The sequence below is a fragment of the Umezawaea endophytica genome, from assembly GCF_025061645.1.
Classification (GTDB): Bacteria; Actinomycetota; Actinomycetes; order Mycobacteriales; family Pseudonocardiaceae; genus Umezawaea; species Umezawaea endophytica.
On record NZ_JANYMP010000010.1, the window covers coordinates 329,517 to 352,703 of the forward strand.

The following is a 23,187-nucleotide window of genomic DNA, read 5'->3' on the forward strand; positions in this document are numbered from 1 at the left end:
TGTTCACCGGCGGTGGCGGTTTGCGCTACGGCCTCACGGGGTGGTGCTCGGCACTGCCGCGAGCAGCCTGCGGGTGTACTCGTGGCTCGGGTCGAGCAGCACCTGCTCCACCGTTCCCTGCTCGACCAGCACGCCCTCGTGCATCACCGCGACCCGGTCCGCGATGCTCCACGCCAGCCCCAGGTCGTGGGTGATGATCAGCGCGGCCAGCCCCAGCTCGCGGCGCAGCCGCAGCAGTAGCGCCAGGATCTCGCCGCGCACCGACGCGTCGAGCGAGGCCACCGGCTCGTCGGCCACCAGCAGCCGAGGCCCCAGCGCCAGCGCTCCCGCGATCACCACCCGCTGCCGCTGCCCGCCCGACAGCTCGTGCGGCAGCACCGGGAAGAACTCCTCCGGCGGCCGCAGCTCGGCCTTGGCCAGCGCGTCGGCGACCAGCGCCGCCTCGTCGCCGGGCACCCGGTGGATGCGCAGGCCCTCGGCGACCGACTCGTACACCGTGTGCCGCGGGTTGAGCGCGCTGGTCGGGTCCTGGAGCACGAGCTGCACCTGCCGCCGGTACTCCCGCAGCCCCTTCGACGACGTCGGCAGATCCGCGCCCTCGAACAGCACCCGCCCGGCCGTCGGCGGGCGCAGCCCCAGCAGGGCGCGGGCGGTCGTGGTCTTGCCGGACCCCGACTCGCCGACCAGCGCCACGATCTCGCCGGACCCGATCTCCAGGTCGACGCCCTTGACGGCGGACACGACCCCGCCGCGGCCGCGGTAGTCGACCCGCAGGCCCTCGGCCCGCAGCAGCGGCGTGGACTCGCGCACCTCGTCCGGCTCGACCTGCCGGAACGCCGGGTCGCCCACGACGGGGAACGCGGCGGCGAGCGCCTGGGTGTGCGGGTGGGTGGGGGCGGCGATCACCGACCGCGCCGGGCCCTGCTCGACGATCCGGCCGTGCCGCATGACCGCGAGCCGGTCGCACGTGCTCGCGAGCACCGACAGGTCGTGGCTGATCATGACCAGCCCGATGCCCTGCTCGGCGACCAGCCTGCTCAGCACCCCCAGGACCTGGGCCTGCACGATCACGTCCAGCGCCGTGGTCGGCTCGTCGGCGATCACCAGCTTCGGGTCGCACGCCAGCGCCATCGCGATCATGATCCGCTGCTTCTGCCCGCCCGAGAGCTCGTGCGGGTAGGACCGGGCCTTCGCCGCGGGCAGCTCGACCTGGTCGAGCAGGTCCGCCACGCGGGCGGTGCCGCCGTGCAGCCGGATCGGCTCGGCGATCTGCTCACCAACCCGCCGCACCGGGTTGAGGGCGTGCATGGCGCCCTGGAACACCACCGACGCGCGCGCCCAGCGCACCGCCCGCAACCGGCCCCACCCCATCGTGACGACGTCCTCGCCGTCGAGCAGGACCTCCCCGTCCACGCGCGCGGACTTCGGCAGCAGCCGCAGCACCGACATGGCCAGGGTCGACTTGCCACACCCCGACTCACCGGCCAGGCCGAGGGTCTCGCCCGCCTCCAGCACCAGGTCCACGTCGCGCACGGCGGTGACCTCACCGCGGTCGGTGCGGTAGCGCACCCCCAGACCGCGCAGTTCCAGCAGCGGGCTCACCGGTCTCCCCTCAGCCTCGGGTTCAGCACCGTCTCCAACGCGCGTCCCACCAGCGTGAACGCCAGCACGATCACCACCACACCCAGCCCCGGCGGCAGCAGGAACCACCACGCCCGCTGCGACACCGCGCCGTGCAGGTTCGCCGCGCGCAGCATCGACCCCCACGACACCATCGACGGGTCGCCCAGCCCCAGGAACGACAGGGTCGCCTCCGCCACGATCGCGTTGGCCACCGTCAGCGTCGTGTTCACGAACACCAGCGGCAGCACCGCGGGCAGCACGTGACGGCCGATCACGTGCGCGTGCCCGCCACCGAGCACCTTCGCGCGTTCGATGAACGGCCGCGCCTCCACGCTCAGCGTCTGCGCCCGCACCAGCCGCGCCGACGACGCCCACGACGTCACGCCGATCGCCAGCACGATCGTCCCGATCCCGCGCGGCAGCACCGTGGACAACGCGATGGCGAGCACCAGCGACGGCAGCACCAGGAAGAAGTTCGTCACCCACATCAGCCCCGCCGACGCCCACCCGCCGAAGTGCGCGGCCGTGACGCCGACCAGGGTGCCGATGGCCACCGACAGCACGGTCGCGGTCAGCCCGATCAGCAGCGAGATCCGGCTGCCCCACCACGTCAGCAGCAGCACGGAGCGGCCGGTGTGGTCGGTGCCGAACCAGTACTCGCCGCTGGGCGGCTGCCACCGGTCACCGGCGGCCTTCGTCACGTCCAGGCCGGTCGCGTCGGTGACCAGCGGCGCGAGCAGCGCCAGCACCACGACCACCCCCAGCACGACCAGCCCGACCAGGCCACCGCGGTTGCGGGTGAACTCCCGCCACGTCGAGGAGACCGCCGCCCTGCGGCGCTGCCACACGATGCTCGTCACGACGCCCGCACCCTCGGGTCGAGGACCTGGTAGAGCAGGTCCGCCAGCACGTTCATCACGATCACCGAGCCCGCCAGCACCACGAACGTGCCCTGCAACAGCGGCAGGTCGGGCCCGGCGAGCGCCTCGTAGGTCAACAGCCCCAGACCCGGCCAGGAGTACACCGTCTCCACGGTGATCGCCCCGGTCACGACCAGGCCGATGTGCAGGAACACCAGCGTCACCGTCGGCAGCAGCGCGTTGGGCACCGCGTGGCGGCGCCGCACCTGGTCGTCGCGCAGCCCCTTGGCGCGCGCGGTCGTCAGGTAATCGGCGTTCATCTCCTCCAGCAGCGAGGACCGCATCACGAGCTGGTACTGGGCGTAGACCACCGCGATCAGCGTCAGGGACGGCAGCACCATGTGGTGGGCCACGTCCAGCGCCTGCGGCCAGAACCCCGGCGGGGTGCTGGAGAACCGCATCCCGCCACTGGGGAACAGGTCGCCGGTCACCATCGACAGCAGCATGCCCAGCCAGAACGCGGGCATCGCCCACCCGAGCAGCGCCACCCCCGTCGACGTCCGGTCGAACAGGCTGTCGCGCCGCCACGCGCCCCGGATGCCCAGCCACAGCCCGAGCGTCACCGCGATCAGCGTCGAGGTGCCCACCAGCAGCAGCGTCGGCCCGACCCGTTCCCCGATCAGCTCCGCCACCGTGCGCCGGTAGAACAGCGACGTGCCCATGTCACCCCGCAGCAGCCCGCCGACGTACTTGCCGAACTGCTCGACGATTGGCCGGTCGTAGCCGTGCAGCGCCCGCAGCTCCGCGATCTGCGCCTCGTCGACCTGGCGGCCCCTGGTCATCGTGACCGTCGGGTCGCCGGGGATCATCCGGAACAGGAAGAACCCCAGCACCACCACGGCCGCCACCCCGGCCACCGCGCCGCCGAGCTTCCCCGCGACGTGGCGCAGCACCCCGCCACCGCGCCGCGGGGAAGCCCCGAGCAGGGGCGGAGCGCTCACTCCCGGTCCCCGGCGGTCGCGCCGCGCCGCTTGGCCAGCAGCCACACGCCGCCGCCCACGAGCAGGACGACGACCACGATCCCGCCGATGAGCAGCCCGCTGGGCCCCGAGGACCCGGACGCCGCCGCCGCGGGCACCGCGCCGTAGTACCCCCACGCCCCGTTCTGCGCCATGATCACGCCACCGGGGTCGGGCTGGATCGTGAAGCTCGCGAACGTGTCGTTGCGGTGGGCCTCCAGCGCGCTGTCGTAGCCCAGCACGACCGCCGGGACCTGGTCGTAGAACCGCTGCTGCATCTGCTTGACCAGCTCCGACCGCTTGGCCTGGTCCAGCTCCGCGCCCTGCTTCGCGTACAGCTCGTCGTAGGTCGGGTCGCAGAAGAACGTGTCCGTGGTGCCGCTCGCGCTCGGCGACGCGGGCCGCGCGCCGCAGGTGTGCAGCGAGAGGATGAAGTCGGGGTCCGGGTTGGTGCCCCACCCGCTGAAGACGAGGTCGAACTTGCCCGCGACGCTGTACTCGTCGAGCAGCGTGTCCGCCACGATCTGCACGTCCACCGCGATGCCGATCTCGGCCAGCGAACTCTTGACGTACTCGCCTGCCTGCTCGTCGTAGGCGCGGCTGGCGTGCCCGAGCAGCCGGAACTTCAGCGGCCTGCCGTCCGGGCCGACCCTGGTCCCGTCCGAGCCCCTCGGGTACCCGGCCTGGTCGAGGTCGGTGTTGGCCGCGGCCGGGTCGAAGGGCCACGCCTTCGCGGGCGTGAGGTGGTAGTCCGGGAACACCGGCGGGATCAGCCCGGTGCCGCGCTCGGCGTACCCGCCGTTGACCCGCGCGATGATCGCGTCCAGGTCGATGGCCTTGGCCACGGCTTGGCGCACCTTCACGTCCTTGAGCGCCGGGTGCCCGTCGCCGATCGGCTCACCGGTCTTCGTGGCCGCCCCGGAGTTGAGCACCAGCTCGTTGAAGCGCCTGCCCTGCGCCTTGTTCAGGGTGATGTCGGACTTGCCCTTGAGCGAGTCGAACTGCGCCGGGCCCATCCGGTTGACCAGGTCCAGCTCGCCCTTGCCCAGCGCCTGCACCGCCGCGTCCACGGTCTTGTAGTAGACGAAGTGCAGCTCGTCGTACTTCGGCGCGCCCCGCCAGTAGTCCTTGTTCGCCTTCATCTTGATGAACTCGTTCGCCCGGTACTCCGACAGCACGAACGGGCCGCTGCTCACCGGTGCCGTGTCGTTCTTGAAGTCGGCGATCTTCCCGACGCCCTTCCAGACGTGCTCCGGGACGATCGGCACGTCCAGGGCCAGCATGGACGCCCGCGGCGCCGTCGTCTTGATCACGACCGTGCGGTCGTCGGGCGCCACCACCGACTCGAAGCCCGCCACGAAGCTGCCGTTGGCGGTCGCGGCGTCCGGGTCGGTCATCATCAGGTTGTAGGTGAAGGCGACGTCCCTGGCCGTGACCGGTTGGCCGTCGGACCACTTCTTGCCGTCGGGGACGGTGAACGTCCAGGTCAGGTTGTCCGCCGACTTCTCCCACGACTTGGCGACGCCCTCGACGGGCCGCTGGTCCTTCGCGTCGTAGGCGGTCAGGTAGTCGTACATCAGGCGCCCGACCTCCGTGCTCGCCTGGTACGCGGCGAGGAACGGGTTGAGCGAGTCGATCTGCTGGACGATGGCCACCCTCAGCGTGACCGGTTGCTGTGCTTGGACGGGCGGTGCCAGTGGCACGACCACCAGGGCCGCCGCCCCCACCATCGATCCCAGACGCGTGATCCTCACTTGGCTCTACCTCTCCCCAGAGTGTTGCCGCGCGAAACCAACCATCTACCCCATGATCTCGACAAAGACCACCCACCGCCTAGTGTGGCGGCCATGCGGATCATGATCTCGGCGGACATGGAGGGCGCGACCGGCGTCACCTGCCCCGCCGACGTCGCCCCCGGAACCGAGCAGTGGCAGCGCTTCCGGCGGCTGTTCACCGGGGACGTCAACGCCGTCATCGGCGGGCTCGCCACCGAAGTCCTGGTCAACGAGGCGCACAACAGCCAGCGCAACCTGCTGCTGGAGGGCCTGGACCCGAGGGCCAGGATGCTCACCGGTCGGCACAAGCCGCTGTCGATGATGCAGGGGATCGACACCGGTGTGCACGGGGTCGTCTTCCTCGGTTACCACACCGGCGCGGGCGAGGACGGGGTCCTCGCGCACACCTACCTGGAGAACTCGATCACCCAGGTCCGGCTCGACGGCGTGCCCGCGAGCGAGGGCAGGCTCAACGCCGCGCTGGCGGCCGAATACGGTGTGCCGGTGCTCCTGGTGTCCGGCGACGACAAGACCTGCGAGGACGCCGCCGACTACGCGCCCGCGGCGGAACTCGTGCCGGTCAAGGAGTGCGTCAGCCGCTACGCCGCGATCTGCGACCCTCCCGAGATCACCTCCGAGCGCCTCACCGCGGGCGCCCGCCGCGCCGTCCGCCGCGCGGGCCCGGTCGCGCCGGTGACCGGAGAGCGCTGGATCGAGGTCGACTTCGACGCCACGCACCTCGCGCACGCCGCCGCCGTCATCCCCACCGTGGAGCTGATCGGCACCCGCACGGTCGGGTTCGACGCGGCCACCATGACCGACGCCATGAAGGCGTTCAAGATCGTCACCGCCATCGCGGCGGGAGCGGTGGAGGCGGAGTATGGCTGAGGACGTCGTCGACCTGTGCGCGTCGCTGATCAGGATCGACACCACCAACCGGGGCGGCGGGAACGCCGAGGGCGAACGCGAGGCGGCGGAGTTCGTCGCCGCCCACCTCGCCGCGCTGGGGGTCGAGCCGACCTTGTTCGAACCCGCGCCGCGCCGCACCAACGTGGTCGCGCGCGTCCCCGGCAGCGACCCGACGCTGCCCGCGCTGCTCGTGCAGGCGCACCTGGACGTCGTGCCCGCCGACCCGGCCGAGTGGACCGTGCCGCCGTTCTCCGGCGAGCTGCGCGACGGCTACCTGTGGGGCCGCGGCTCGGTGGACATGAAGGACATGGTCGCGATGGTCCTGTCCGTGCTGTCGACCTGGTCGCGCGAGGGCAGGGGACCGCGCCGCGACCTCGTGCTGGCGTTCGTCGCCGACGAGGAGGACCAGGGCGAGTTCGGCGCCCAGTACCTCGTCGACCACCAGCCGCACCTGTTCGCCGACTGCGCCGCCGCCATCAGCGAGTCCGGCGGCTACTCCTACCGCGTCGGCGACCGGCGCGTGTACCCCGTCGGCACCGCCGAGCGCGGCACCTCGCACCTCAGGCTCACCGCCCGCGGCCGCGCGGGCCACGGGTCGCGCCGCAACGAGGACAACGCCGTGGTCACCCTGGCCAACGCGCTGGCCCGGCTGGCCGCCTACCGCCACCCCGTGCGGCTGACGCCGACCGTGGAGGCGTTCATCGTCCGCACCGGCGAGGCGCTGGGCGTCGAGGTGGACCTCGACGACGTCGACGCCACCCTCGCCCGCCTCGGGCCCGCGGGCGCGCTGGCCGAGTCGACCGTCCGCAACAGCACCACCCCGACGATGCTGTCGGCCGGGTACAAGGTCAACGTCATCCCCGGCACCGCCACCGCGCACGTCGACGTCCGCACCCTGCCCGGCACCGTGGACGAGCTGATGACCACCATCGACAGCCTCATCGGCCCGAACGTGACCCGCGAGTTCCTCGAGCACCTGCCGCCCGTGCAGGCCCCGATCGACTCGCCGTGGTTCACCGCCATGGCCGACGCCCTGCGCTCCGAGGACCCCGACGCCGTCGTCGTCCCGTACTGCATGGGCGGCGGCACCGACGCCAAGGCGTTCAGCACCCTGGGCATCGACTGCTACGGCTTCGCCCCGCTGCTGCTGCCCGACGGCTACGACTACCGCGCCATGGCGCACGGCGTGGACGAACGCGTCCCCGTGGAAGGCCTGCGCTTCGGCACCCGCGTCCTGGACCACCTGCTGTCGCGCTAGGAGCCGTCCGCCGGGCTCGACCCCGTCGACGACAGGGCGCGCAGATCGTCGAAGGCCCGCACCAGGTGCGCGTCCAGGCCCGGCGCCGGGTCGTCGATCCAGACCTGGACCGCGTGCTGGTAGGCGGCCCAGCCGGTCCGTGCGGCCAGGTCCGCGACCCCGGCGCCGACCCCGCGCCGCCGCAGGGCGTCCACCACGGCCTCCGTGAGCCACGCGTGCTTGGCCAGCTCGCGTTCGCGGAGCGCGGGCGTCTCCGCGACGACCCGCCACCGCGGTTCGGCGAACGGGCGGCTGGCCTCCAGCCCGCGCGCCGACTCGCGGAAGGCACGCAGCAGCACCTCGAACGGCTCCAGCCCGGCGGGCGCGTCGACCACCGCCCGCGTCAGCGCGGCGCGCAGCTCGGCCTCGCCGTCGAAGAGCACCTCGCGCTTGTCGGGGAAGTGCCGGAAGAAGGTGCGCTCGTTGACCCCGGCCCGCGCGGCGATCTCCGCCGCCGTGGTCCGGTCGAACCCCCGCTCCCGGTAGAGCTCCAACGCCGCCTCGCGCAGGCGGCGGCGCGCTTCGGCTCCGCTTCGTGGCACCGTCCGAGGATAGCGCGTTCCGCCAGTGACTGACGTCATGTTGTGCCAGCCGCTGACGTTACGCGTAGTGTCAGTGACTGGCACTACTTAGTGCCAGTCACTGACACAACCGGGAGTGTCCCATGCACGTCTTCGTCACCGGCGGCACCGGCCAGACCGGCCCCACCGTCGTCGCCGAACTCCTCGCGGCGGGCCACACCGTCACCGGCCTGGCCCGCTCGGACGCCGCCGCCGCGCGACTGGAGGCTCTGGGCGCCGCACCGCACCGCGGCGGTCTTGACGGCCTCGACGCCCTCAACCACGGCGCCGAGGCCGCCGACGGCGTCCTGCACATGGCCTACGGCGGCGACTTCGCCGATCCCGACGACCTCGCCCGCCGCGACCGCGCCGCGATCGAGGCGCTCGGACGGGCGCTGGTCGGAACCGGCAAACCGCTCGTCAGCACCTCGGGCACGCTGGTGACGACGGCGGGCCGGGTCAGCACCGAACAGGACGCGCCCGACCCCGACTCGGTCGCCGCCTTCCGCGTCCACGGCGAGCGCGCCTGCCTGGGCTTCGCCGACCACGGGGTCCGAGCCTGCGTCGTGCGACTAGCGCCGACCGTGCACGGCCCCGGCGACCACGGGTTCATCCCGGCCCTCATCGCCGCCGCCCGCCGAGCGGGCGTCTCGGCCTACATCGGGGACGGCGCCAACCGGTGGCCCGCCGTCCACCGCTCCGACGCCGCCGTCCTCTTCCGCCTGGCGCTGGAGAAGGCCCCGGCGGGCAGCGTGCTGCACGGCGCGGGCGAAAGCGCCGTCACGATCAGGAGCGTCGCCGAGCAGATCGCCCGGACGCTCGACGTCCCCACCACCTCGCTCACCCCCGACCAGGCCGCCGAGCACCTCGGGAACCCGTTCCTGGCCCGGTTCTTCGCCCTGGACGTGCCGGTCTCCAGCGAACGCACCCGCGTGCTCCTCGGCTGGGCGCCACGGCACCCGACCCTGCTCGAAGACCTCGACACCGGCGACTACTTCACCCCGCGGGCGGGCGACCGCGCCGAGGAGATCTGGCTGACCGGCCCCCGGCACGGCACGATTCACCCGAGCACGGTCTCGCTGCCCCAGCCGGGGTCACCGCCCGCCGCGAACCGGACCCACGCGTCCCGCAGCCGCGTGTCCTCCCGACGGCCGAACGCGTAGGCGATCTCGTCGTTGTGCCGCGCGGGCGGGATCGCGAAGCGCAGCAGGTGGGCACGGGGGTGCCGGGCGGCCAGCGCCCGCACGGGCTCGGTGAACAGCGGTTCCTCGTTCGCCGTGTGGCACAGCAGCAGCGGCACGGCGTCCGGCACGCCCGAGAGTGGACTCGCCTCCAGCACCGGCTGGTAGGTCGCCCCCGCCCGGTCGGACGCCGCGACGGTGACGGCGGGCGTGTCCAGCGGGAACCCGGCGAACCGGGCCGCCGCCTCGGCGGGGGTGAAGCGCAGGTCCGGGGGACTGTGCAGGATCGCCCGGTCGAGCAGGCCCGTCCCGGTCAGGCACGCGACCGACGTCGCGCCCGACGACTGGCCCGCCGCGGTGACCAGCGCCGGGTCGCCGCCGAACGCCGCGATCTCCTCCCGCACCCACCGCAACGCCGCGGCCAGGTCGAGCAGTCCCCGGTTGTCCGGGAACCCGGCCACGTGCCCGAACCCCTCGAACCCGAGCCGGTGGTTCCCCGTCACCACCACCAGCCCGCGCCGGGCCAACGCGGTCCCGTCGAAGTCCCGCTGAGCCCCGGACCCGAACGCGTTCGCCCCGCCGTGCACCCAGAACAGGACCGGCAGACCGCGGGCGCCGACCGGGGCCCACACGTTGACGGTGAGCACGTCCACCTCGCCGGGCCGCCAGCGCGGCAGCCCATCGATCACCGCCGACTGGGGCGCCACCGGCCCGAACCGCGTGCAGTCCCGCACCCCCGACCACCCGGCGACCGGGCGGGGAGGGGCGAAGCGCAGTAGGCCGAACGGGGGTTCGCCGAACGGGATCCCGAGGTGCGCGACCACGTCCGGCGCCGCCGCGAACCCCCTGACCCGACCGCTGCCGATCATCACGTCCACGGTGGTCAACCTGCCCGAAAACGGTGGTCACCGCACCCGATTCATGCCCGAATCTCCTCACTATCCGCACATGAGCCACAGACAGTCACCTGCTGTAACACCTTCCCATCCGCCGAAAGGTGCCTATAGTTGTCACGATGGGTCACATTTCGGAAGTCCTCGACCGGCTCCGCCAGGCCGCCTCCGACGGCCGGATCGATCTCGTCGTGACCGAGCGGGCCCCCGGCGCGCCGGTGCTCGTGGGACCGCCCGGCTACACGACCCTGCTGGCCGAGCACGGCTGCGTCTCGTGCCACCGCGAGTACGCCGGAGTGACGGTCCGCTTCGCCGTGGTCGACGAGAAGGGCGTCGAGGCCCTCAACGGCGACCTCGTCCACCCGCCGCGCCCCGGCATGTCCACGGCCCACCTCCTGGCGTTCGCCGAGGCGGGCGACGACGCCGCGTGGTGCTTCGACATCACCGAGGAGACCTGCCCGGTCTACTACGTGCACCGCGCCGAGCCCAAGGCCCGCCGAGCCGACACCGGCGCCTGGGAGAACCCCGCCGACGCGGCACCGGACTTCCCGTCCTTCGACGCCTGGTTCGACGCCCTGGCCGACGCGTTCACCGCCGCGAACCCCCCGCGCTGGTTCCCCTACCTGGGCGAACCCGGCCTAACGTTCACCTGAGCGCCGCCGTCGCGCCGGGTCGACCAGCGCGGGCGGCCACCAGCCCACGTCCTCGGGGTTGACGTTCGTCCCCGGCGGCACGATCTCGTCGATCCGGTCCAGCACGGCGGGCTCCAGCCGGACGTCCGGCGCCGACAGCGACGTCTCCAGGTGCGCCGAGGTACGCGGGCCGATGATCGCGGCGCTCACGGCGGGGTGCTCGAGCACGAACGCCAGCGCCATCTCCACCATCGTCAGACCGGCCTCGGCGGCGACCGCGGCCAGGTCGGTGACGATCTCCAGCTTGCGCCGGTTGACCGGGACCGCGAGGTCGAAGCGGCCACCGGCTCCCGGCCGCCGGGGCAGCAGCCGGTCCCGTTCGCTGGTGTTGGCCCGGCCCGCGCCGAACCCGCCGGACAACCAGCCACCCGCCAGCGGGCTCCACGGGATCACGCCCAGACCGTGCGCCTGGGCGACCGGGAACACGGTGGCCTCCGCGCCGCGCACCAGCATCGAGTAGGGCGGCTGCTCGGTGCGGAACCGCTCCCGCCCGCGCCGTTCGGCCACCCACTGGGCCTCCACGATCTGCTCGGCGGGGAAGGTCGAACTGCCGAACGCCCGGATCTTGCCCGCGTGGACCAAGTCACCGAGCGCGCCGAGCGTCTCGTCCACGTCGGTCGCCGGGTCGGGCCGGTGGACCTGGTAGAGGTCGAGGTAGTCGGTCCCCAGCCTGCGCAGGCTGGCCTCGCAGGCGGCCGTGATCCAGCGCCGCGACGCCCCGCTCGCATTGGGGTCGTCGCCCATCGGCGAGCCGACCTTGGTGGCCAGCACGACCCGCGACCGGTCCACCGTCGCGAGGGCCTTGCCCACGATGACCTCGGACTCGCCCGCCGAGTAGACGTCCGCGGTGTCGATGAAGTTGATCCCGGCGTCGAGCGCCCGGTGGACGATGCCGACGCAGTCGTCGTGGTCGGCGTTGCCCCACGCCCCGAACATCATGGCGCCGAGGCACAGCGGGCTGACCTTGATCCCGGTCTTCCCGAGCGTGTTCATCCTGTTCCCCCGTGTTCCGTCGGTGAGGCTCCACCAGACCACCGGCGCGGCGCGGACCGTGAGGCCGATACCGGCGCGGTCTTGCCCGATCCGGTCAACCTCGAGCAGATCGGGCGGCACGGCCCCGGCCCACGTGCTTGGCTCGGGCCGTGGACCTGTTGGACGAACTGCGCTCGCTGGTGCTGGCGCGCACCCGCGCCGAGGGGCGGCGGAAGGTGCGCGTGCTCGACGGCGGGTCGCTGACCGCGGTCGACGAGCCGACCCCGCCGATCGGCGCGATGTCGGAACCCTCGTTCGCCGTCGTGGCCCAGGGCGTCAAGCGCACGACGCTCAACGGCACGCCGCACGACTACCGCGCGGGCCAGTACCTGGTCGTCACGGTCGACCTGCCGGTGACCGGCCAGGCGGTCGAGGCCAGCGCGGACGCGCCCCTGGTGGTGTTCAGCATGACGTTGACGCCGCGGACGATCGCGCCGCTGCTGCTGGAGACGGACGCGCCCCCGCGCCGTCCCAGGCTCGCCGGTCTCGCCACGAGCACCGCGCCGCCGGAACTGCTCGACCCGGTCGTCCGGCTCCTGCGCCTGCTCGACCACCCGGCCGACCTCCGCGTGCTCGGACCCGGTGTCCGGCGGGAGATCCTCTGGCGCCTGGTCACCGGCGAGCAGGGGGCGCTCGTCCGCCAGATCGGCGTCGCCGACGGCAACCTCGCCCACGTCTCGCGCGCGATCCGGTGGATCCGCCGCCACTACGACGAGCCCGTGCACGTCCCGGACCTGGCCGAGATGGCGGGCATGAGCGTGTCCACCTTCCAGCGGCACTTCCGCGCGGCCACGTCGATGACGCCGATCGAGTTCCGCCAGCAGATCCGCCTCCAGGAGGCGCGCGTCCTGCTCCGGACTCGCGCGAGCACCGTCGCCGAGGTGGGGTACCGGGTGGGCTACGAGAGCCCGTCGCAGTTCAGCCGCGAGTACCAGAGGACCTTCGGCACGTCCCCCGGCCGGGACGCCGCCCGGATGGAGGCGGCTATTCCCGACTGACGCGCGTTCGTCCCCACATGGCTAACCGGAGTATGTTCCGGTTAGGCTGGAGCCAAGCGGAACGAGTTCCGGTTGGCTTCGTCAGAACAGGACCACAGTGACCACTCCAACGCGCATCACCACGCCCTTCACCCGCGACAACACCGCGGCCGACGTCGTCGAGGGCATCGACCTGACCGGCCGCCGGGTCGTCGTCACCGGCGGCGCCTCCGGCATCGGGGTCGAGACCGCCCGCGCCCTGGCCGCGGCGGGCGCCGAGGTGACCCTGGCCGTCCGCGACGTCGACGCGGGCCACCGCACGGCCGCCGACATCACCGCGACCACCGGCGGCGCCGCGCTCGCCGTCGCGCGGCTCGACCTGTCCGACCTGGACTCCGTCGCCGCGTTCACCGATGCCTGGACCGGCCCGCTGCACGTGCTGATCAACAACGCGGGCGTCATGGCCACCCCGGAAACCCGCACGCCACGGGGCTGGGAACTCCAGTTCGCCACCAACCACCTCGGCCACTTCGCCCTGGCGCTGGGCCTGCACGACGCCCTCGCGCAGGCCGACGACGCCCGTGTCGTCTCGGTCAGCTCCAGCGCCCACCTGCGGTCACCGGTCGTCTTCGACGACCTGCACTTCCGGGAGCGCCCCTACGAGCCGTGGGAGGCCTACGGGCAGTCCAAGACGGCGAACGTCCTGTTCGCGGTGGAGGGCACCCGCCGCTGGGCCAAGGACGGCATCACCGTCAACGCCGTCATGCCGGGCGGCATCCGCACCGGCCTGCAACGCCACCAGTCCAAGGAGCAGATGGACGCCCTGCTGGCCGCCGCGAGCGCGAACGGCACGGCCATCACCTGGAAGACCACCGAGCAGGGCGCGTCCACGTCGGTGCTGCTCGCGACGTCCCCGCTGCTCAAGGGCATCGGCGGCCGCTACTTCGAGGACAACGCCGAGGCGCTCCCCCACACCCCGCCCACCCGCACCGGCGTGGCCGCCTACGCGCTGGACCCCGACGCCGCCGCGACCCTGTGGGAGGTCTCGGCCGACCTGGTCGCCCGCTGAGGACTCCGTGGACCGTCCCGGACCAGGGGCGGTCCACCTCCGATGGTCAGCACTGGTCGCGACACGGCAACCCGCTGGTGTCCGGCACGCGGTCGCGGTAGGTCGTCTCGACGAACTCGACGAACCGCTCGACGTCCCCCACCGTCGAGGCCACGCCGAACGACACCCGCACCGCGCCCGCTGTCGGCAGCCCGATCAGCCGCAGGTACTCGTCCAGCGACCGCACCCGCGCCCTGCTCAGCCTCCGCACCGCCCGCGCGTCCACGCCGAACGCGTTCTCCCCGGCTCCGGGGTTGCAGAAGCACCCCGTGCGCAGCGAGATCCCGACCGCCGAGGACTCCGCGGCGACGACCCGTTCGTCGACCACGTCACCGGCGGGCGTGAGGACGTTGACCGTGACGGTGCCGCCGCGCGCCATCGTGGTCAACGGCCCGTACACCCGGACCAGCGGCATCCCGTTGCCGTGGCGCAACGCGGTGAGCCGGTCCAGCGTCCAGCCCGTCAACGCGCGCACCCGCCGTCCGATGGTCTCGACCCCGACGCCCGCCACCCACTCCAGGCCCACCTGCACGTCGGGGATGGACAGGAAGTTGACCGTCCCGTCCTCGAACGCCGCCTCACCCGACGCCATCGCGTGCCACTGCGCCTGGACGCTGACCGCCTTGATCGTCCCGCCGGAGAACCACGGCCTGCGCAGCCGCGCCAACGCGTCGCGCCGCGCGACCAGGCAGCCCACGCCGGTGGGGTAGCCGAAGACCTTGTACCAGCTCGCGACCACGAACTCCGGGCGCACGACACCCAGGTCCAGCCGGTTGGTCGGCAGGAACGCGGCGCAGTCCAGCAGCACGTCGTAACCGCGCGCCTGAGCCCGATCGACCCACTCCAGCGGGTGCTGAACGCCGCTGAAGTTGCTCTGCGCCGGATACGCGAACAGTCCCTTCCCCCTGTTCAGGGCCTTGTCGACCACCTCGGTCGACGCCCGCAGGTCCGGCGGCTCCACCGGCACGTACGTCGTGCGCGCCCGACCCGCGCGGGCGAACCGCCGGATCCCGTTGATCGAGTTGTGGTTGTCGAAGGTCAACGCGAACCGCGTGCCACGCCGGAACGGGTACGCCTCGCCGACCAGCCGGGCCGCCGCCGTGGCGTTGGCCGTGAAGATCGCCACGTACTCGTCGGGGTCGGCGTTGAGGTGCCGCAGCACGGCCCGCCGCGCGCTCTCGACGACCTCGGTGGAGGCGGTGGACGTGGGGTTGACCGAGTGGGGATTGCCGAACACCCCGCCGTCCAGCCGCTCCTGATGCGCCCGGTACTGGGCACGCGCGGCCAGGCCTGCACCGGTGTAGTCGAGGTAGGCGTGACCGTGCTCGTCGAGGTAGGAGTACTCGGTGTCGCGCAGCCGGTCGAGCGAGCGGGTGCGCGCGTAGTCGGGGTAGCGCCGCAGGAACTCGGCGGGCTCGACAGCGGTATCCCTCATCGCGGCACCACCGTGCCTATTCCCGTCGCCCCGCCCACTCGCACCTTCTCACTGGTAGAAGCTCTAAAGCTTCCATGGTGAGCACGAGTCGCCCGCGCGTCCGCAATTAGCGCTGACAATGGCGACAAAACGCCGTATCAGGTCGCGATTGGCGCATGTATTCCTATCGACACAATGGTATAGGTGATTTATTCACGGCGTGGAATTCGCCGTCTTGCGCCGGTAGGTCAGCGAAATCGATCCGGTGACCATCGTGTTGGCCCCGTCCAACACCCAGTCCGACGCCGGAATCCCGTCGTCGAAGAACCTCAGCCCGGCACCAAGGATCGACGGCGCGAGGTGGATCCGCAGCTCGTCGACCAGGTCCGCCTTGAGTAGCGTCCGGATCACGCTGGCACTGGACAGCACGATGATGTCCCGCCCCGAAGCCGCCTTCAGCTCCCGAACCTCGGTCTCCAGGTCCCGCTCCGCGATCCGCGAGTTCTGCCACGGCGCCTCGGTCAACGTCGTCGAGAAGACCACCTTCTCCACCCGGTCCAGCCACACCGCCATGTCGTGCGCCCGCCCCGACCCGTTCGGATCGGCGGCCACCGACGGCCAGAACCCGTGGAACCCCTCGTAGTTGTTCCGCCCCAACAACACCGTGTCCGCCCCACTCCACACCCCGGCGAAGTAGGTCGTCATCTGCTCGTGGACCGCGTGCTCCACGAGCCACGACATGTCACCACCAGGCCCAGAGGCGAACCCGTCAATGGACAGGGTCACGTTCGCGATCAGCTTCCGGTCGTTCATCGGTGAGGCCTCTCCCTGCGATCGACTGTTCTCACCCCTGGGACGAAGCCACCCCCACGACTTCGACATCGACCCCCACGGTTTTTGTCGGTGCCCGTTGCTAGCGTGCGCGGGTGATCAAGAACGAGCCCGTCGTGGCCGCCGAAGAACTGCACGAAGGCCAGTGGTTCCTGCACATCCCGGCCCCAGGCATGCGCGGCTGGCCCTTGAAGGTCGCGACCCGCGAGTTCGACGCAGACCAGGTACGCATCCACACCACAGACAAAACCCGCGAACTGATCTCCTACGCCCGAACCCGCCAAGTCCCCCTACTACCCGCCCACGCCTAACCCCGCTGGACGGCAGCCCCAGACCCACACCGCCCGCTGCCGTCCAGCCACCCGACCACCCACCGCTTCCACCCGTCCGGCCATCAGCAGCCCTAGTCACGCGCCACCGCTGCTGCCTACTCACCAACGTGCCCACCACAGCCCCAGGTCACGCCTTCTTGCCCTCCACGGACTCCCGCAGCCGAGCCAGCTCACCCATCGCCCAGTCCAACTGCGTCTCAGCCCGCTCAGCCCGCACCAACACCTGCGCCCGAGCGTCCTCCACCGCGGCCACCCGCTCCGCAGCCCCACCCCGCGCCACCTCGACCTGCGCCGCAGCCTCAACCCTCACCCGAGCGACCTCGTCCTCACCGGCCTTCCGCACCGCCGCCAGATCGCCCAACACCCGCTCCAACTCACCCCGCACATCCACCGCCGACTGCCGAGCCACCGACGCGTCCCGCTCAGCCCGCTCCACCAACGCCCGAGCCTCATCCCGCTCACCCTGAGCCACCCCCACAGCCACCAGGGCTTTCTCCACCTCACCAGCGGCTTCCCCCCGAACCCGCTCCACCTGCGCAGCAGCGTCCGCCCGCGCCACCTCAACGTCCTTCGCAGCCTGCCGCCGAGCCTGCTCAGCCCGCGCCACCGCGTCCGCTTTGGCAGCCTCGACCTCCCGCGCCGCACCAGCCCGAATCTTCTCGACAGCAGCAGCGGCCTCCACCCGAATCGCCACGATCTCCGACTCGGCCCGCTCCACAGCCGCGTCAGCCTCCCGCCGAGCCTCGTCCCGCTGCCCGAACGCCCCAGCCGCATCCCGCTCAGCAACCTCAGCAGCCGCAACAGCAGCCTCAGTCGTCTCCTCCGCAGCCTTCCGCGCCCGCTCAGCATCCCGCCGCCGCCGCTCAGCCACAGCCACGGCCGCTTCCGCCTCGGCCACCTGCCGAGCAGCCTGCGCCTCAGCCGCCTGCACCTGACTCTCCGCAACACTCGGATCAGCAAGCGTCGACAGCTCAGTCACCGCGTTCCCCAACGTCGACGACATCTGCTCAGCCAACACCCGAAACCGCTCCAACAAATCCTCAGCCCGAACCCGAGCCGACGTAATCCCCCCACCCTCTTTCGTCACGGTGACAGCAACCCCCTCAAGCTCCTCAGCGTGAATCACCCGCTGCCGCTCCCGCCAAGCCCGCCACCGCGTGTGCTCCGCCAGGTCGCAGTACTCCGAAGGCCGCCCAGGCCCACCCCCTCGAAACACCGGCCGCGTACAGCCGGGGTAGTTGCAGGTCGTCGAGGAGGTCTCTGATGCCGTCACCCGGATATCGTAGCAGAATAACGTTGGTGAAAACGTTAGTAGCTGCAACACAACGATACAGACCGGTTCGTTTCTGACTTCTGATAAGTGAACATTATCGGAAGTCAACTTTCCGGCTGGCTCACCGCTCCCCCGTTCCGTTTGCATGGAACTCGCGGGAAGGCGGCAACGTTCAGCGGCGGTGGGCGGGTTCGGGTTCGGCCGGGAGGTGCCGAACGGAGCGCACGGATAGCGCCAGTGGTGCGCTCAGCACGGCGATCACCGCGCCAGCGAGGAGCACGACGTCGGTGCCGATGAGTTCGGCCGCCGGTCCGGCCAGGGCCATGCCCAGCGGCACGGCGGCCAAGCCGACGACGGTGGACAAGCTGGTGGCCCTGGCCATGAGGTCGGCGGGCACGTGAACCTGCCGCGCGGTCTCGGTGAGCACGGCGTAGAGCCCGGCCTGCACCCCCGCAGGGACGGCTGCTGTGACGAGGATCGGGACCGGTGCGCCCGCGGCGAGCAGGGCCAGCAGTGGGGCCAGCGCGATCGGGATGGTGACGGCCACCAGCAGTGGGCGCCGCGGTCGCCAGCGTAGGGCTAGGGCGCTGCCCAGCAGCGCGCCGACGGCGTAGCCGTTGGCGATGAACCCCCAGGCCAGAGCGCCACCCAGCCGTTGATCGGCGATGACCGGGGCGAGGACCAGGAACGGGGAGAGGCAGGCGCCGTTGAGGACGGCGACCTGGATCGTGGTGGCCTGCAACCACGGGCGGGCGCGGAAGTCGCGCCATCCGTGCCGCGCGGCGTCGAGCAACGCGGGCCGTGGTGCCACCGGCTTGTCCGGGACTTTCAGCGCGACGAGGGCGGCGGCGCTGACCGCGAAGGTGGCCGCGTCCACGGCGAAGGACACGCCCGCTCCGACCGTCTCGACCAGCAGCGCGGACGCCACCGGTGCGAGGAGCGTCGCGGTGTTCTGGGCGGCGTTGACCAAGGCGTTGGCCTGGCGGCGCTGCTGCGGGGGCACCACGTCGACGACCAGGCCCGCTGCTGCGGGGGCGAAGAAGGCGTTCGCCGCGCCCGCCACCGCTTGCAACGCGGCCAGATGCCACAGCGTTCCGATGCCGGTGATCAGCAGTGTGGCCGTCAGGGCTTGGGAGGCGCAGCGGAGCACGTCAGCGGCGAGCATGACGGCCCGACGCGACACCAGGTCGCCCAGCACCCCGCCGACGAGCGTGAACACCACCATCGGTAAGCGGCCGACAAGCAGCACCAGTCCGACCTCGGTCAGCGACGCACCGAGCCGCAACGAGCCGAAGATCAGCGCTATGCCGATCAGGCCGTCACCGAAGTGGGAGCAGGTCCGGGCGATGAAATACCAACGGAACGTCGGGTCGCGCAACAGCGCGGGCACAAGCCGGGGCATGGAAACGTACGTTGTCGGCACCCACCGACAATCCGTGAAGCCCAGAGGCGACCACAACGACCTACTTACTCGAACTCCTGCAAGCACGTTCGGACGATCCGACCCGCCTGGCCGACCCGGCCCCGCACCGATCCCACTGATTCCAACGTGAGGTACGCGAGGAGGACGCCGCCCGACAGGGACGCACCGGCGGTCGACCCCGCGTGGTCGACGCCGACAAGCGCTGTGCGATCCTGGCCCGCCGCGCAGCGACCTGGACCTTGCTGTCAGATGCCTGTGGTGACGGTGACGCCCGAGGACGCGCGGCGTGGTGTGGTCACGCCGGTCACCAGGTTGCCGGTGGAGGCGATCGTCGCCGTGGTGCCGGTGCCGGCCTGGTAGTCCAGCCCGATTCCGGTGCCGCTGCCGCGGATGGTGTTGGCCACCACGGCCACCGCCGCCGCGCCGTAGTTGACGCGCACCGACACGAAGGCCGATATCCCGCCCGAAGGGCCCACGACCCGGTTGTGTGCGACGGTCGACGCCGCCTCGCCCTGCGCGGAGGCCCGGATGCCGAAGCCGGCGAAGTCCTCGATGTAGTTGTCGGAGACGCTGCTGCCGAACAGCCGCTCCGCGGCGATGGCCCCGCCTGCGACGTCGTAGACGTGGTTGCGTTCGACGTACCAGCCCGCGGTGTTGTCCAGGCTGATCCCGGCGTCGCCCGCCCCGGCGATCCAGTTGTCGGTCAACTGCCAGTCGGTGACCGCGTTGCCACCAACGCGGCCAGGTTCGTCCCGTCCGCCTGTCGGATCACCGTTCCGGTGCGGGAGGTTCCCCGGTAGGAGCGGTCACCGAGCAAACGAATCGTGTTATTGATCGAGCACAATCCAGAAATGGTGATTTCGGCACCGACCGGACTACCGTCGATCGCCGCGTTGAGTCGTTCGTCGTCCGACACCGTGTTCGTGCACTCCACCAGAACCACGCCCGAATCGACCGGCGCGGCGGCCGCAACCGCTGGCGCCAGCAGGGTCAGCGCTACCAACAGTGCCGTTCTGCGCATTGTCCCTCTCCGAATCCCGATACACGTTTCGATTTTTCATGCGAGTTCTTCCAGCGCCAGGGGTTTGCCCACTCGACCGGGCAAACCCCTGGCGGGTCAGCGTCGACTCGGGGAATCGCTCATTTCACCTCAGCAGGGCGTGGTGATCGAACTGGCATCCGATGTGACGTTTCCCGAGTAGATCCAGCCGTACGGAGCCGCGCCTCCGACGCTGACGTAGTACCACTTGTTCCCGGACTCGTTGTACCGGTAGCACCAACCGCCGAGTCGCGTACCCACGGGGAGTGAGTAGCCGCTCGAATCGCCACAGCCCGCATTGGGGCCGTTCCGGAGCCAGATGGAGTTCTTCACGCTCGTGCCCCCAGGACCGTTCACGACGTCTTCGTCCCAGCAAGCCATGGCACTGATGTTCGTCGGCGTCCAGTTCGGCGGTTCGTTCGTCACGCTCGCGAGCGTGTCCGCCGAACTGGCGGGGGCTGCGTTCGCCGCGATGGGCTGCGCCGTCAGGCCGAGTCCGGCGACAGCGGCCGTGATGGCGAGAGCCGGGATGAGTTTTCGCACCACTTGTCCTCCGTAGATAGGTCGCGGTTGTCGTGTTGAGGCGTTCGGTACTGCCTCGCCGATAAGTTGAGAAATTCACGGGCTGCGCCACACCGGGTGATTTCTGCTGCTCTTCACCGCGATTTCGGTGGCGCCGTGTCAGCGTGGCAGTGCGATTAGCGCCTCGCCAAGCGTTTCGCGGTGTCCCGGACTGCGATGTCGTGTCCGACCTGGCCAGGTGGAGCCTGTCCGGTCGTCCGGACAGGCGCGGAGTTGTCCGTGCTTCTGCGGTTGTTCAAAAGGAATTTGAGTCGCACTCTGCGTCAAGCGGTGTTCGTGCGCGCGTGCGGCGATGAGCAATACCTGGCGGAATGGTTGAGCGAACGCTTGACTGCGGGGCCGCACCTCGACCAGGCACTGGCCGCACCGGGTGTCCGTTTCTATCGGGGCTGCATGTCGATGACGTGCAGCGCGGTGCCCGCGTAGAGCTTCGGTTCGTAGGTCATGACGACGATGGGACTGCCAGCCGCTTCCACCACGATCTGCGCTACTTCGAGCGCGACCAGGTCCGGGGGGTCGGCTTGGGCGGCCTGTTGCCCGGTTTCCAGGGCGTTGGTCGCCGACAGCGTCAGCACGTCGATCGGACCGGCGGGATCGTCCAGCACCCAGGACAGGTCCGGGTGGTGGCCGTTCAAGTGGAGTCCGGCTGCCAGCAGGGACAGGGCTGGCACGATCAGCGGACGGTCGGTGGTGATTGCTTGAACGACCACGGCCTGGGCCAGGCGGGGGTTTCGTTCGCGTTCGTAGGCGACCAGGAATGACGAGTCGAGCAGCAGTGCGCGGGGCAAGCTCACGCGGCGTGGCCCGAATCGAGCTGGTCTACTCGCGCCAGGAGGTCGCTGGCCTGTGCGGCGACGGCCTGGTATTCGGGCGAGGTGGGGTCGATGCCTCCACGCGCCAGCAGGGCATCGGCGAACGACCCGCGGTGCGGGTAGGTCGCACGGATGCCGGGCAGCAGCCGGTCGAGTTCGCGGGCTGGCAGCGCGGCCAACGACTCGGGGTCGACCCGGTCACGTGCCGCGATCCGCCGGACCAGGTACTGGTCAGCGGCGGAGCGGTCGGTGAACGCCGGAATGGCCATGGTCTCGATGGTAACCGGGATCGGTCTCGGTCCGGAACAGTTCGACGGTCGAACGGCCATCAACAAAGGATCTCGCGGTCCGGCACCGCCCGCTGTAAATGGCCCGACGTGCAGGGGCATCGCCGGGCCGACGGCCAGAACCGGGAAACTAGGAGGTCGTCACGGATGTCCAGAAGTCTGACAGCATGCGTGCGGCTTGAGGAGGGTCTTCGAGCATCCACCAGTGGCCGATTCCGGTGAGTTCGACGGCGTGGGCGCCTGCGCGAGTGGCTGCGCGGTGGCGGCTGGCTACCGTGCCGACGGTGGTGTCGTCGGTTGGGATGGGGACCAAGCCCGGGCGGGCGGCTGCTTTGGGGAGGTGGTGGCCGCGGGTGGTGAGGGTTGGTGGGGTTGCGGAGCGGTACAGGGCGAGGATGGCTCTGGCCATGTCGGCGTTCTGGGCTAGTGCCACCTCGCTGGCCGTGGGTTCGGGGATGCCCCAGGCGACCATGCGTGCGGCTCGGTCGGTGGCGTTGCCTGCGAAGAGTTCGGCAAGGGAACGTTCCCCTTCGCCCGATGTCTGCCACGTCTGTGCCAGCGGGTGCCAGGAGTAGTCCGGTTCGAAGCCGCCGATGACGTCGCTGACCCAGCTCCGCAAGAGGTCCGGGCGGGTCATCGCCACCTCCAGGACGTGTCCCCCGCCCATGGACTGGCCGACCAGGTCCACGGGTGTGTCGAACCGGGAAAGCTCCTCGATGAGCCAGATTCGGTAATCGTCGATCGTGGCGCCGAAAGTCGGGGGTAGTGGGGCGCCGAATCCCGGAGGCGAGAGCAGGACTACGTCATCGTGGTCCGATTTGTCCAACTCCTTGAGCAGTGGCGTCCACACCGCGGAGGTGACGGGGACGCCGTGGACGAAAACAATGGTCATGCGGCACGCATCTTTCAGTGGGAGTTTGACGACGAGATTGAGTCAACAGTGCCGCGGGGAGGGCGTCCAAGACCTGTTTCGCACCGCGTCATGCGGCAGCGGCATGACGGGTCGAACCGCAGGTGAGCGGGCCCCTAATAAGACGGATTCCAATGGTAACACTCCTACTTTGTGCTGTGATTTGGATCACATGGGACAGCGGGGTTTCAGTGGGTGAAAGCCCGGAAATGCGGGGCGAGTCCGCCTACCGGCGTTAATGACAGAGCTGTGGGCTAATCGCACTAAGCAAGTGAAAGACCTTCGCGTTTCAATTGGCTAAAACGTGCCACTAGGGTTCCTGAGTGACGCGGTAATTCGCGTCGACCCCGGAATAACT

At 70.9% G+C, this 23,187-nt stretch carries 24 protein-coding genes; 7 read left to right on the plus strand and 17 right to left on the minus strand.

Annotated features, from left to right (window positions below):
* Positions 1 to 33: 33 nt before the first annotated feature.
* The 4 genes from nikE to NZH93_RS22530 are packed head-to-tail and all read right to left on the minus strand — an operon-like array spanning position 34 to position 5,232.
* The gene (gene nikE, locus NZH93_RS22515; protein ID WP_259625137.1) at positions 34 to 1,602 is read right to left on the minus strand and encodes a nickel ABC transporter ATP-binding protein NikE; all 1,569 of its coding nucleotides are present in this window, start codon (positions 1,600 to 1,602) and stop codon (positions 34 to 36) included.
* Positions 1,599 to 2,483: an ABC transporter permease gene (locus tag NZH93_RS22520; RefSeq protein ID WP_259625138.1), complete on the minus strand. Its 885-nt coding sequence runs from the start codon at positions 2,481 to 2,483 to the stop codon at positions 1,599 to 1,601. The genes nikE and NZH93_RS22520 overlap by 4 nt, the downstream gene beginning before the upstream one ends.
* The gene (locus tag NZH93_RS22525) at positions 2,480 to 3,484 is read right to left on the minus strand and encodes an ABC transporter permease (protein ID WP_259625139.1); all 1,005 of its coding nucleotides are present in this window, start codon (positions 3,482 to 3,484) and stop codon (positions 2,480 to 2,482) included. The genes NZH93_RS22520 and NZH93_RS22525 overlap by 4 nt, the downstream gene beginning before the upstream one ends.
* Positions 3,481 to 5,232 (minus strand): ABC transporter substrate-binding protein, encoded by a 1,752-nt coding sequence (locus NZH93_RS22530; protein WP_259625179.1) that lies wholly within the window; start codon positions 5,230 to 5,232, stop codon positions 3,481 to 3,483. The genes NZH93_RS22525 and NZH93_RS22530 overlap by 4 nt, the downstream gene beginning before the upstream one ends.
* Before the next feature lie 117 nt (positions 5,233 to 5,349).
* On the opposite strand from NZH93_RS22530, the gene NZH93_RS22535 reads away from it, so the two are divergent.
* Positions 5,350 to 6,165: a M55 family metallopeptidase gene (locus tag NZH93_RS22535; protein WP_259625140.1), complete on the plus strand. Its 816-nt coding sequence runs from the start codon at positions 5,350 to 5,352 to the stop codon at positions 6,163 to 6,165.
* Positions 6,158 to 7,444, plus strand: a complete 1,287-nt coding sequence (locus tag NZH93_RS22540; RefSeq protein WP_259625141.1) for a M20/M25/M40 family metallo-hydrolase — start codon at positions 6,158 to 6,160, stop codon at positions 7,442 to 7,444. The genes NZH93_RS22535 and NZH93_RS22540 overlap by 8 nt, the downstream gene beginning before the upstream one ends.
* Here the strand turns inward: NZH93_RS22540 and NZH93_RS22545 are convergent.
* Positions 7,441 to 8,025 carry a TetR/AcrR family transcriptional regulator gene (locus NZH93_RS22545; RefSeq protein ID WP_259625142.1) on the minus strand — a complete coding sequence of 195 codons (585 nt, stop codon included), beginning with the start codon at positions 8,023 to 8,025 and terminating at the stop codon, positions 7,441 to 7,443. The two genes, NZH93_RS22540 and NZH93_RS22545, sit on opposite strands and share 4 nt — an antisense overlap.
* Positions 8,026 to 8,147: 122 nt before the next feature.
* Between NZH93_RS22545 and NZH93_RS22550 the strand changes: the two genes are divergently transcribed.
* Positions 8,148 to 9,206 carry an SDR family oxidoreductase gene (locus NZH93_RS22550; RefSeq protein ID WP_308214226.1) on the plus strand — a complete coding sequence of 353 codons (1,059 nt, stop codon included), beginning with the start codon at positions 8,148 to 8,150 and terminating at the stop codon, positions 9,204 to 9,206.
* Here NZH93_RS22550 and NZH93_RS22555 read toward each other — a convergent pair.
* A complete protein-coding gene (locus NZH93_RS22555) occupies positions 9,104 to 10,093 on the minus strand; it encodes a carboxylesterase family protein (protein WP_259625180.1) in 990 nt (329 codons plus the stop codon). The two genes, NZH93_RS22550 and NZH93_RS22555, sit on opposite strands and share 103 nt — an antisense overlap.
* Before the next feature lie 146 nt (positions 10,094 to 10,239).
* Here NZH93_RS22555 and NZH93_RS22560 point away from each other — a divergent pair, with 146 nt between their 5' ends.
* Positions 10,240 to 10,770, plus strand: a complete 531-nt coding sequence (locus tag NZH93_RS22560; RefSeq protein WP_259625143.1) for a hypothetical protein — start codon at positions 10,240 to 10,242, stop codon at positions 10,768 to 10,770.
* Here NZH93_RS22560 and NZH93_RS22565 read toward each other — a convergent pair.
* Complete coding sequence (locus NZH93_RS22565) at positions 10,756 to 11,802, minus strand: aldo/keto reductase (protein ID WP_259625144.1); 1,047 nt, start codon at positions 11,800 to 11,802, stop codon at positions 10,756 to 10,758. The genes NZH93_RS22560 and NZH93_RS22565 overlap by 15 nt on opposite strands.
* Before the next feature lie 149 nt (positions 11,803 to 11,951).
* Between NZH93_RS22565 and NZH93_RS22570 the strand changes: the two genes are divergently transcribed.
* Together NZH93_RS22570 and NZH93_RS22575 are read left to right on the plus strand one after the other, a co-directional pair.
* Entirely contained in the window at positions 11,952 to 12,839 is an 888-nt protein-coding gene (locus tag NZH93_RS22570; protein WP_259625145.1) for an AraC family transcriptional regulator, read from the plus strand.
* Between the two features lie 97 nt (positions 12,840 to 12,936).
* Positions 12,937 to 13,887 carry an SDR family NAD(P)-dependent oxidoreductase gene (locus NZH93_RS22575; RefSeq protein WP_259625146.1) on the plus strand — a complete coding sequence of 317 codons (951 nt, stop codon included), beginning with the start codon at positions 12,937 to 12,939 and terminating at the stop codon, positions 13,885 to 13,887.
* A gap of 46 nt (positions 13,888 to 13,933) precedes the next feature.
* Here NZH93_RS22575 and NZH93_RS22580 read toward each other — a convergent pair whose 3' ends face one another.
* Positions 13,934 to 15,361 (minus strand): aminotransferase class V-fold PLP-dependent enzyme, encoded by a 1,428-nt coding sequence (locus tag NZH93_RS22580; protein ID WP_259625147.1) that lies wholly within the window; start codon positions 15,359 to 15,361, stop codon positions 13,934 to 13,936.
* A 192-nt stretch (positions 15,362 to 15,553) separates the two neighbouring features.
* A complete protein-coding gene (locus NZH93_RS22585) occupies positions 15,554 to 16,153 on the minus strand; it encodes a dihydrofolate reductase family protein (RefSeq protein ID WP_259625148.1) in 600 nt (199 codons plus the stop codon).
* A gap of 113 nt (positions 16,154 to 16,266) precedes the next feature.
* Between NZH93_RS22585 and NZH93_RS22590 the strand changes: the two genes are divergently transcribed.
* Positions 16,267 to 16,482: a hypothetical protein gene (locus tag NZH93_RS22590; RefSeq protein ID WP_259625149.1), complete on the plus strand. Its 216-nt coding sequence runs from the start codon at positions 16,267 to 16,269 to the stop codon at positions 16,480 to 16,482.
* A gap of 148 nt (positions 16,483 to 16,630) precedes the next feature.
* On the opposite strand, the gene NZH93_RS22595 is transcribed toward NZH93_RS22590, so the two are convergent.
* From NZH93_RS22595 to NZH93_RS22630, 8 genes are all read right to left on the minus strand, one after another.
* The gene (locus NZH93_RS22595) at positions 16,631 to 17,776 is read right to left on the minus strand and encodes a hypothetical protein (protein WP_259625150.1); all 1,146 of its coding nucleotides are present in this window, start codon (positions 17,774 to 17,776) and stop codon (positions 16,631 to 16,633) included.
* 172 nt (positions 17,777 to 17,948) lie between these two features.
* Positions 17,949 to 19,178, minus strand: coding sequence for an MFS transporter (locus NZH93_RS22600; RefSeq protein WP_259625151.1), 1,230 nt, complete (start codon positions 19,176 to 19,178; stop codon positions 17,949 to 17,951).
* A gap of 266 nt (positions 19,179 to 19,444) precedes the next feature.
* The gene (locus NZH93_RS22605) at positions 19,445 to 19,906 is read right to left on the minus strand and encodes a right-handed parallel beta-helix repeat-containing protein (protein ID WP_259625152.1); all 462 of its coding nucleotides are present in this window, start codon (positions 19,904 to 19,906) and stop codon (positions 19,445 to 19,447) included.
* A complete protein-coding gene (locus tag NZH93_RS22610) occupies positions 19,903 to 20,220 on the minus strand; it encodes a hypothetical protein (protein WP_259625153.1) in 318 nt (105 codons plus the stop codon). Before NZH93_RS22610 ends, NZH93_RS22605 begins: the two co-directional genes overlap by 4 nt.
* A 129-nt stretch (positions 20,221 to 20,349) precedes the next feature.
* Positions 20,350 to 20,781 (minus strand): hypothetical protein, encoded by a 432-nt coding sequence (locus NZH93_RS22615; RefSeq protein ID WP_259625154.1) that lies wholly within the window; start codon positions 20,779 to 20,781, stop codon positions 20,350 to 20,352.
* Between the two features lie 419 nt (positions 20,782 to 21,200).
* Positions 21,201 to 21,614: a hypothetical protein gene (locus NZH93_RS22620; RefSeq protein ID WP_259625155.1), complete on the minus strand. Its 414-nt coding sequence runs from the start codon at positions 21,612 to 21,614 to the stop codon at positions 21,201 to 21,203.
* Positions 21,611 to 21,901: a hypothetical protein gene (locus tag NZH93_RS22625; protein WP_259625156.1), complete on the minus strand. Its 291-nt coding sequence runs from the start codon at positions 21,899 to 21,901 to the stop codon at positions 21,611 to 21,613. The genes NZH93_RS22620 and NZH93_RS22625 overlap by 4 nt, the downstream gene beginning before the upstream one ends.
* Positions 21,902 to 22,049: 148 nt before the next feature.
* A complete protein-coding gene (locus tag NZH93_RS22630; RefSeq protein WP_259625157.1) occupies positions 22,050 to 22,811 on the minus strand; it encodes an alpha/beta fold hydrolase in 762 nt (253 codons plus the stop codon).
* Positions 22,812 to 23,187 lie beyond the last annotated feature (376 nt).

Coding starts and splice junctions, on each gene's coding strand:
- NZH93_RS22530 (WP_259625179.1), bottom strand. CDS start 5,232: ATGGTGGGGGCGGCGGCCCTGGTGGTCGTGCCACTGGCACCGCCCGTC.
- NZH93_RS22535 (WP_259625140.1), top strand. CDS start 5,350: ATGCGGATCATGATCTCGGCGGACATGGAGGGCGCGACCGGCGTCACC.
- NZH93_RS22540 (WP_259625141.1), top strand. CDS start 6,158: ATGGCTGAGGACGTCGTCGACCTGTGCGCGTCGCTGATCAGGATCGAC.
- NZH93_RS22550 (WP_308214226.1), top strand. CDS start 8,148: ATGCACGTCTTCGTCACCGGCGGCACCGGCCAGACCGGCCCCACCGTC.
- NZH93_RS22555 (WP_259625180.1), bottom strand. CDS start 10,093: ATGATCGGCAGCGGTCGGGTCAGGGGGTTCGCGGCGGCGCCGGACGTG.
- NZH93_RS22560 (WP_259625143.1), top strand. CDS start 10,240: ATGGGTCACATTTCGGAAGTCCTCGACCGGCTCCGCCAGGCCGCCTCC.
- NZH93_RS22565 (WP_259625144.1), bottom strand. CDS start 11,802: ATGAACACGCTCGGGAAGACCGGGATCAAGGTCAGCCCGCTGTGCCTC.
- NZH93_RS22580 (WP_259625147.1), bottom strand. CDS start 15,361: ATGAGGGATACCGCTGTCGAGCCCGCCGAGTTCCTGCGGCGCTACCCC.
- NZH93_RS22585 (WP_259625148.1), bottom strand. CDS start 16,153: ATGAACGACCGGAAGCTGATCGCGAACGTGACCCTGTCCATTGACGGG.
- NZH93_RS22600 (WP_259625151.1), bottom strand. CDS start 19,178: ATGCCCCGGCTTGTGCCCGCGCTGTTGCGCGACCCGACGTTCCGTTGG.
- NZH93_RS22610 (WP_259625153.1), bottom strand. CDS start 20,220: ATGCGCAGAACGGCACTGTTGGTAGCGCTGACCCTGCTGGCGCCAGCG.
- NZH93_RS22625 (WP_259625156.1), bottom strand. CDS start 21,901: ATGGCCATTCCGGCGTTCACCGACCGCTCCGCCGCTGACCAGTACCTG.
- NZH93_RS22630 (WP_259625157.1), bottom strand. CDS start 22,811: ATGACCATTGTTTTCGTCCACGGCGTCCCCGTCACCTCCGCGGTGTGG.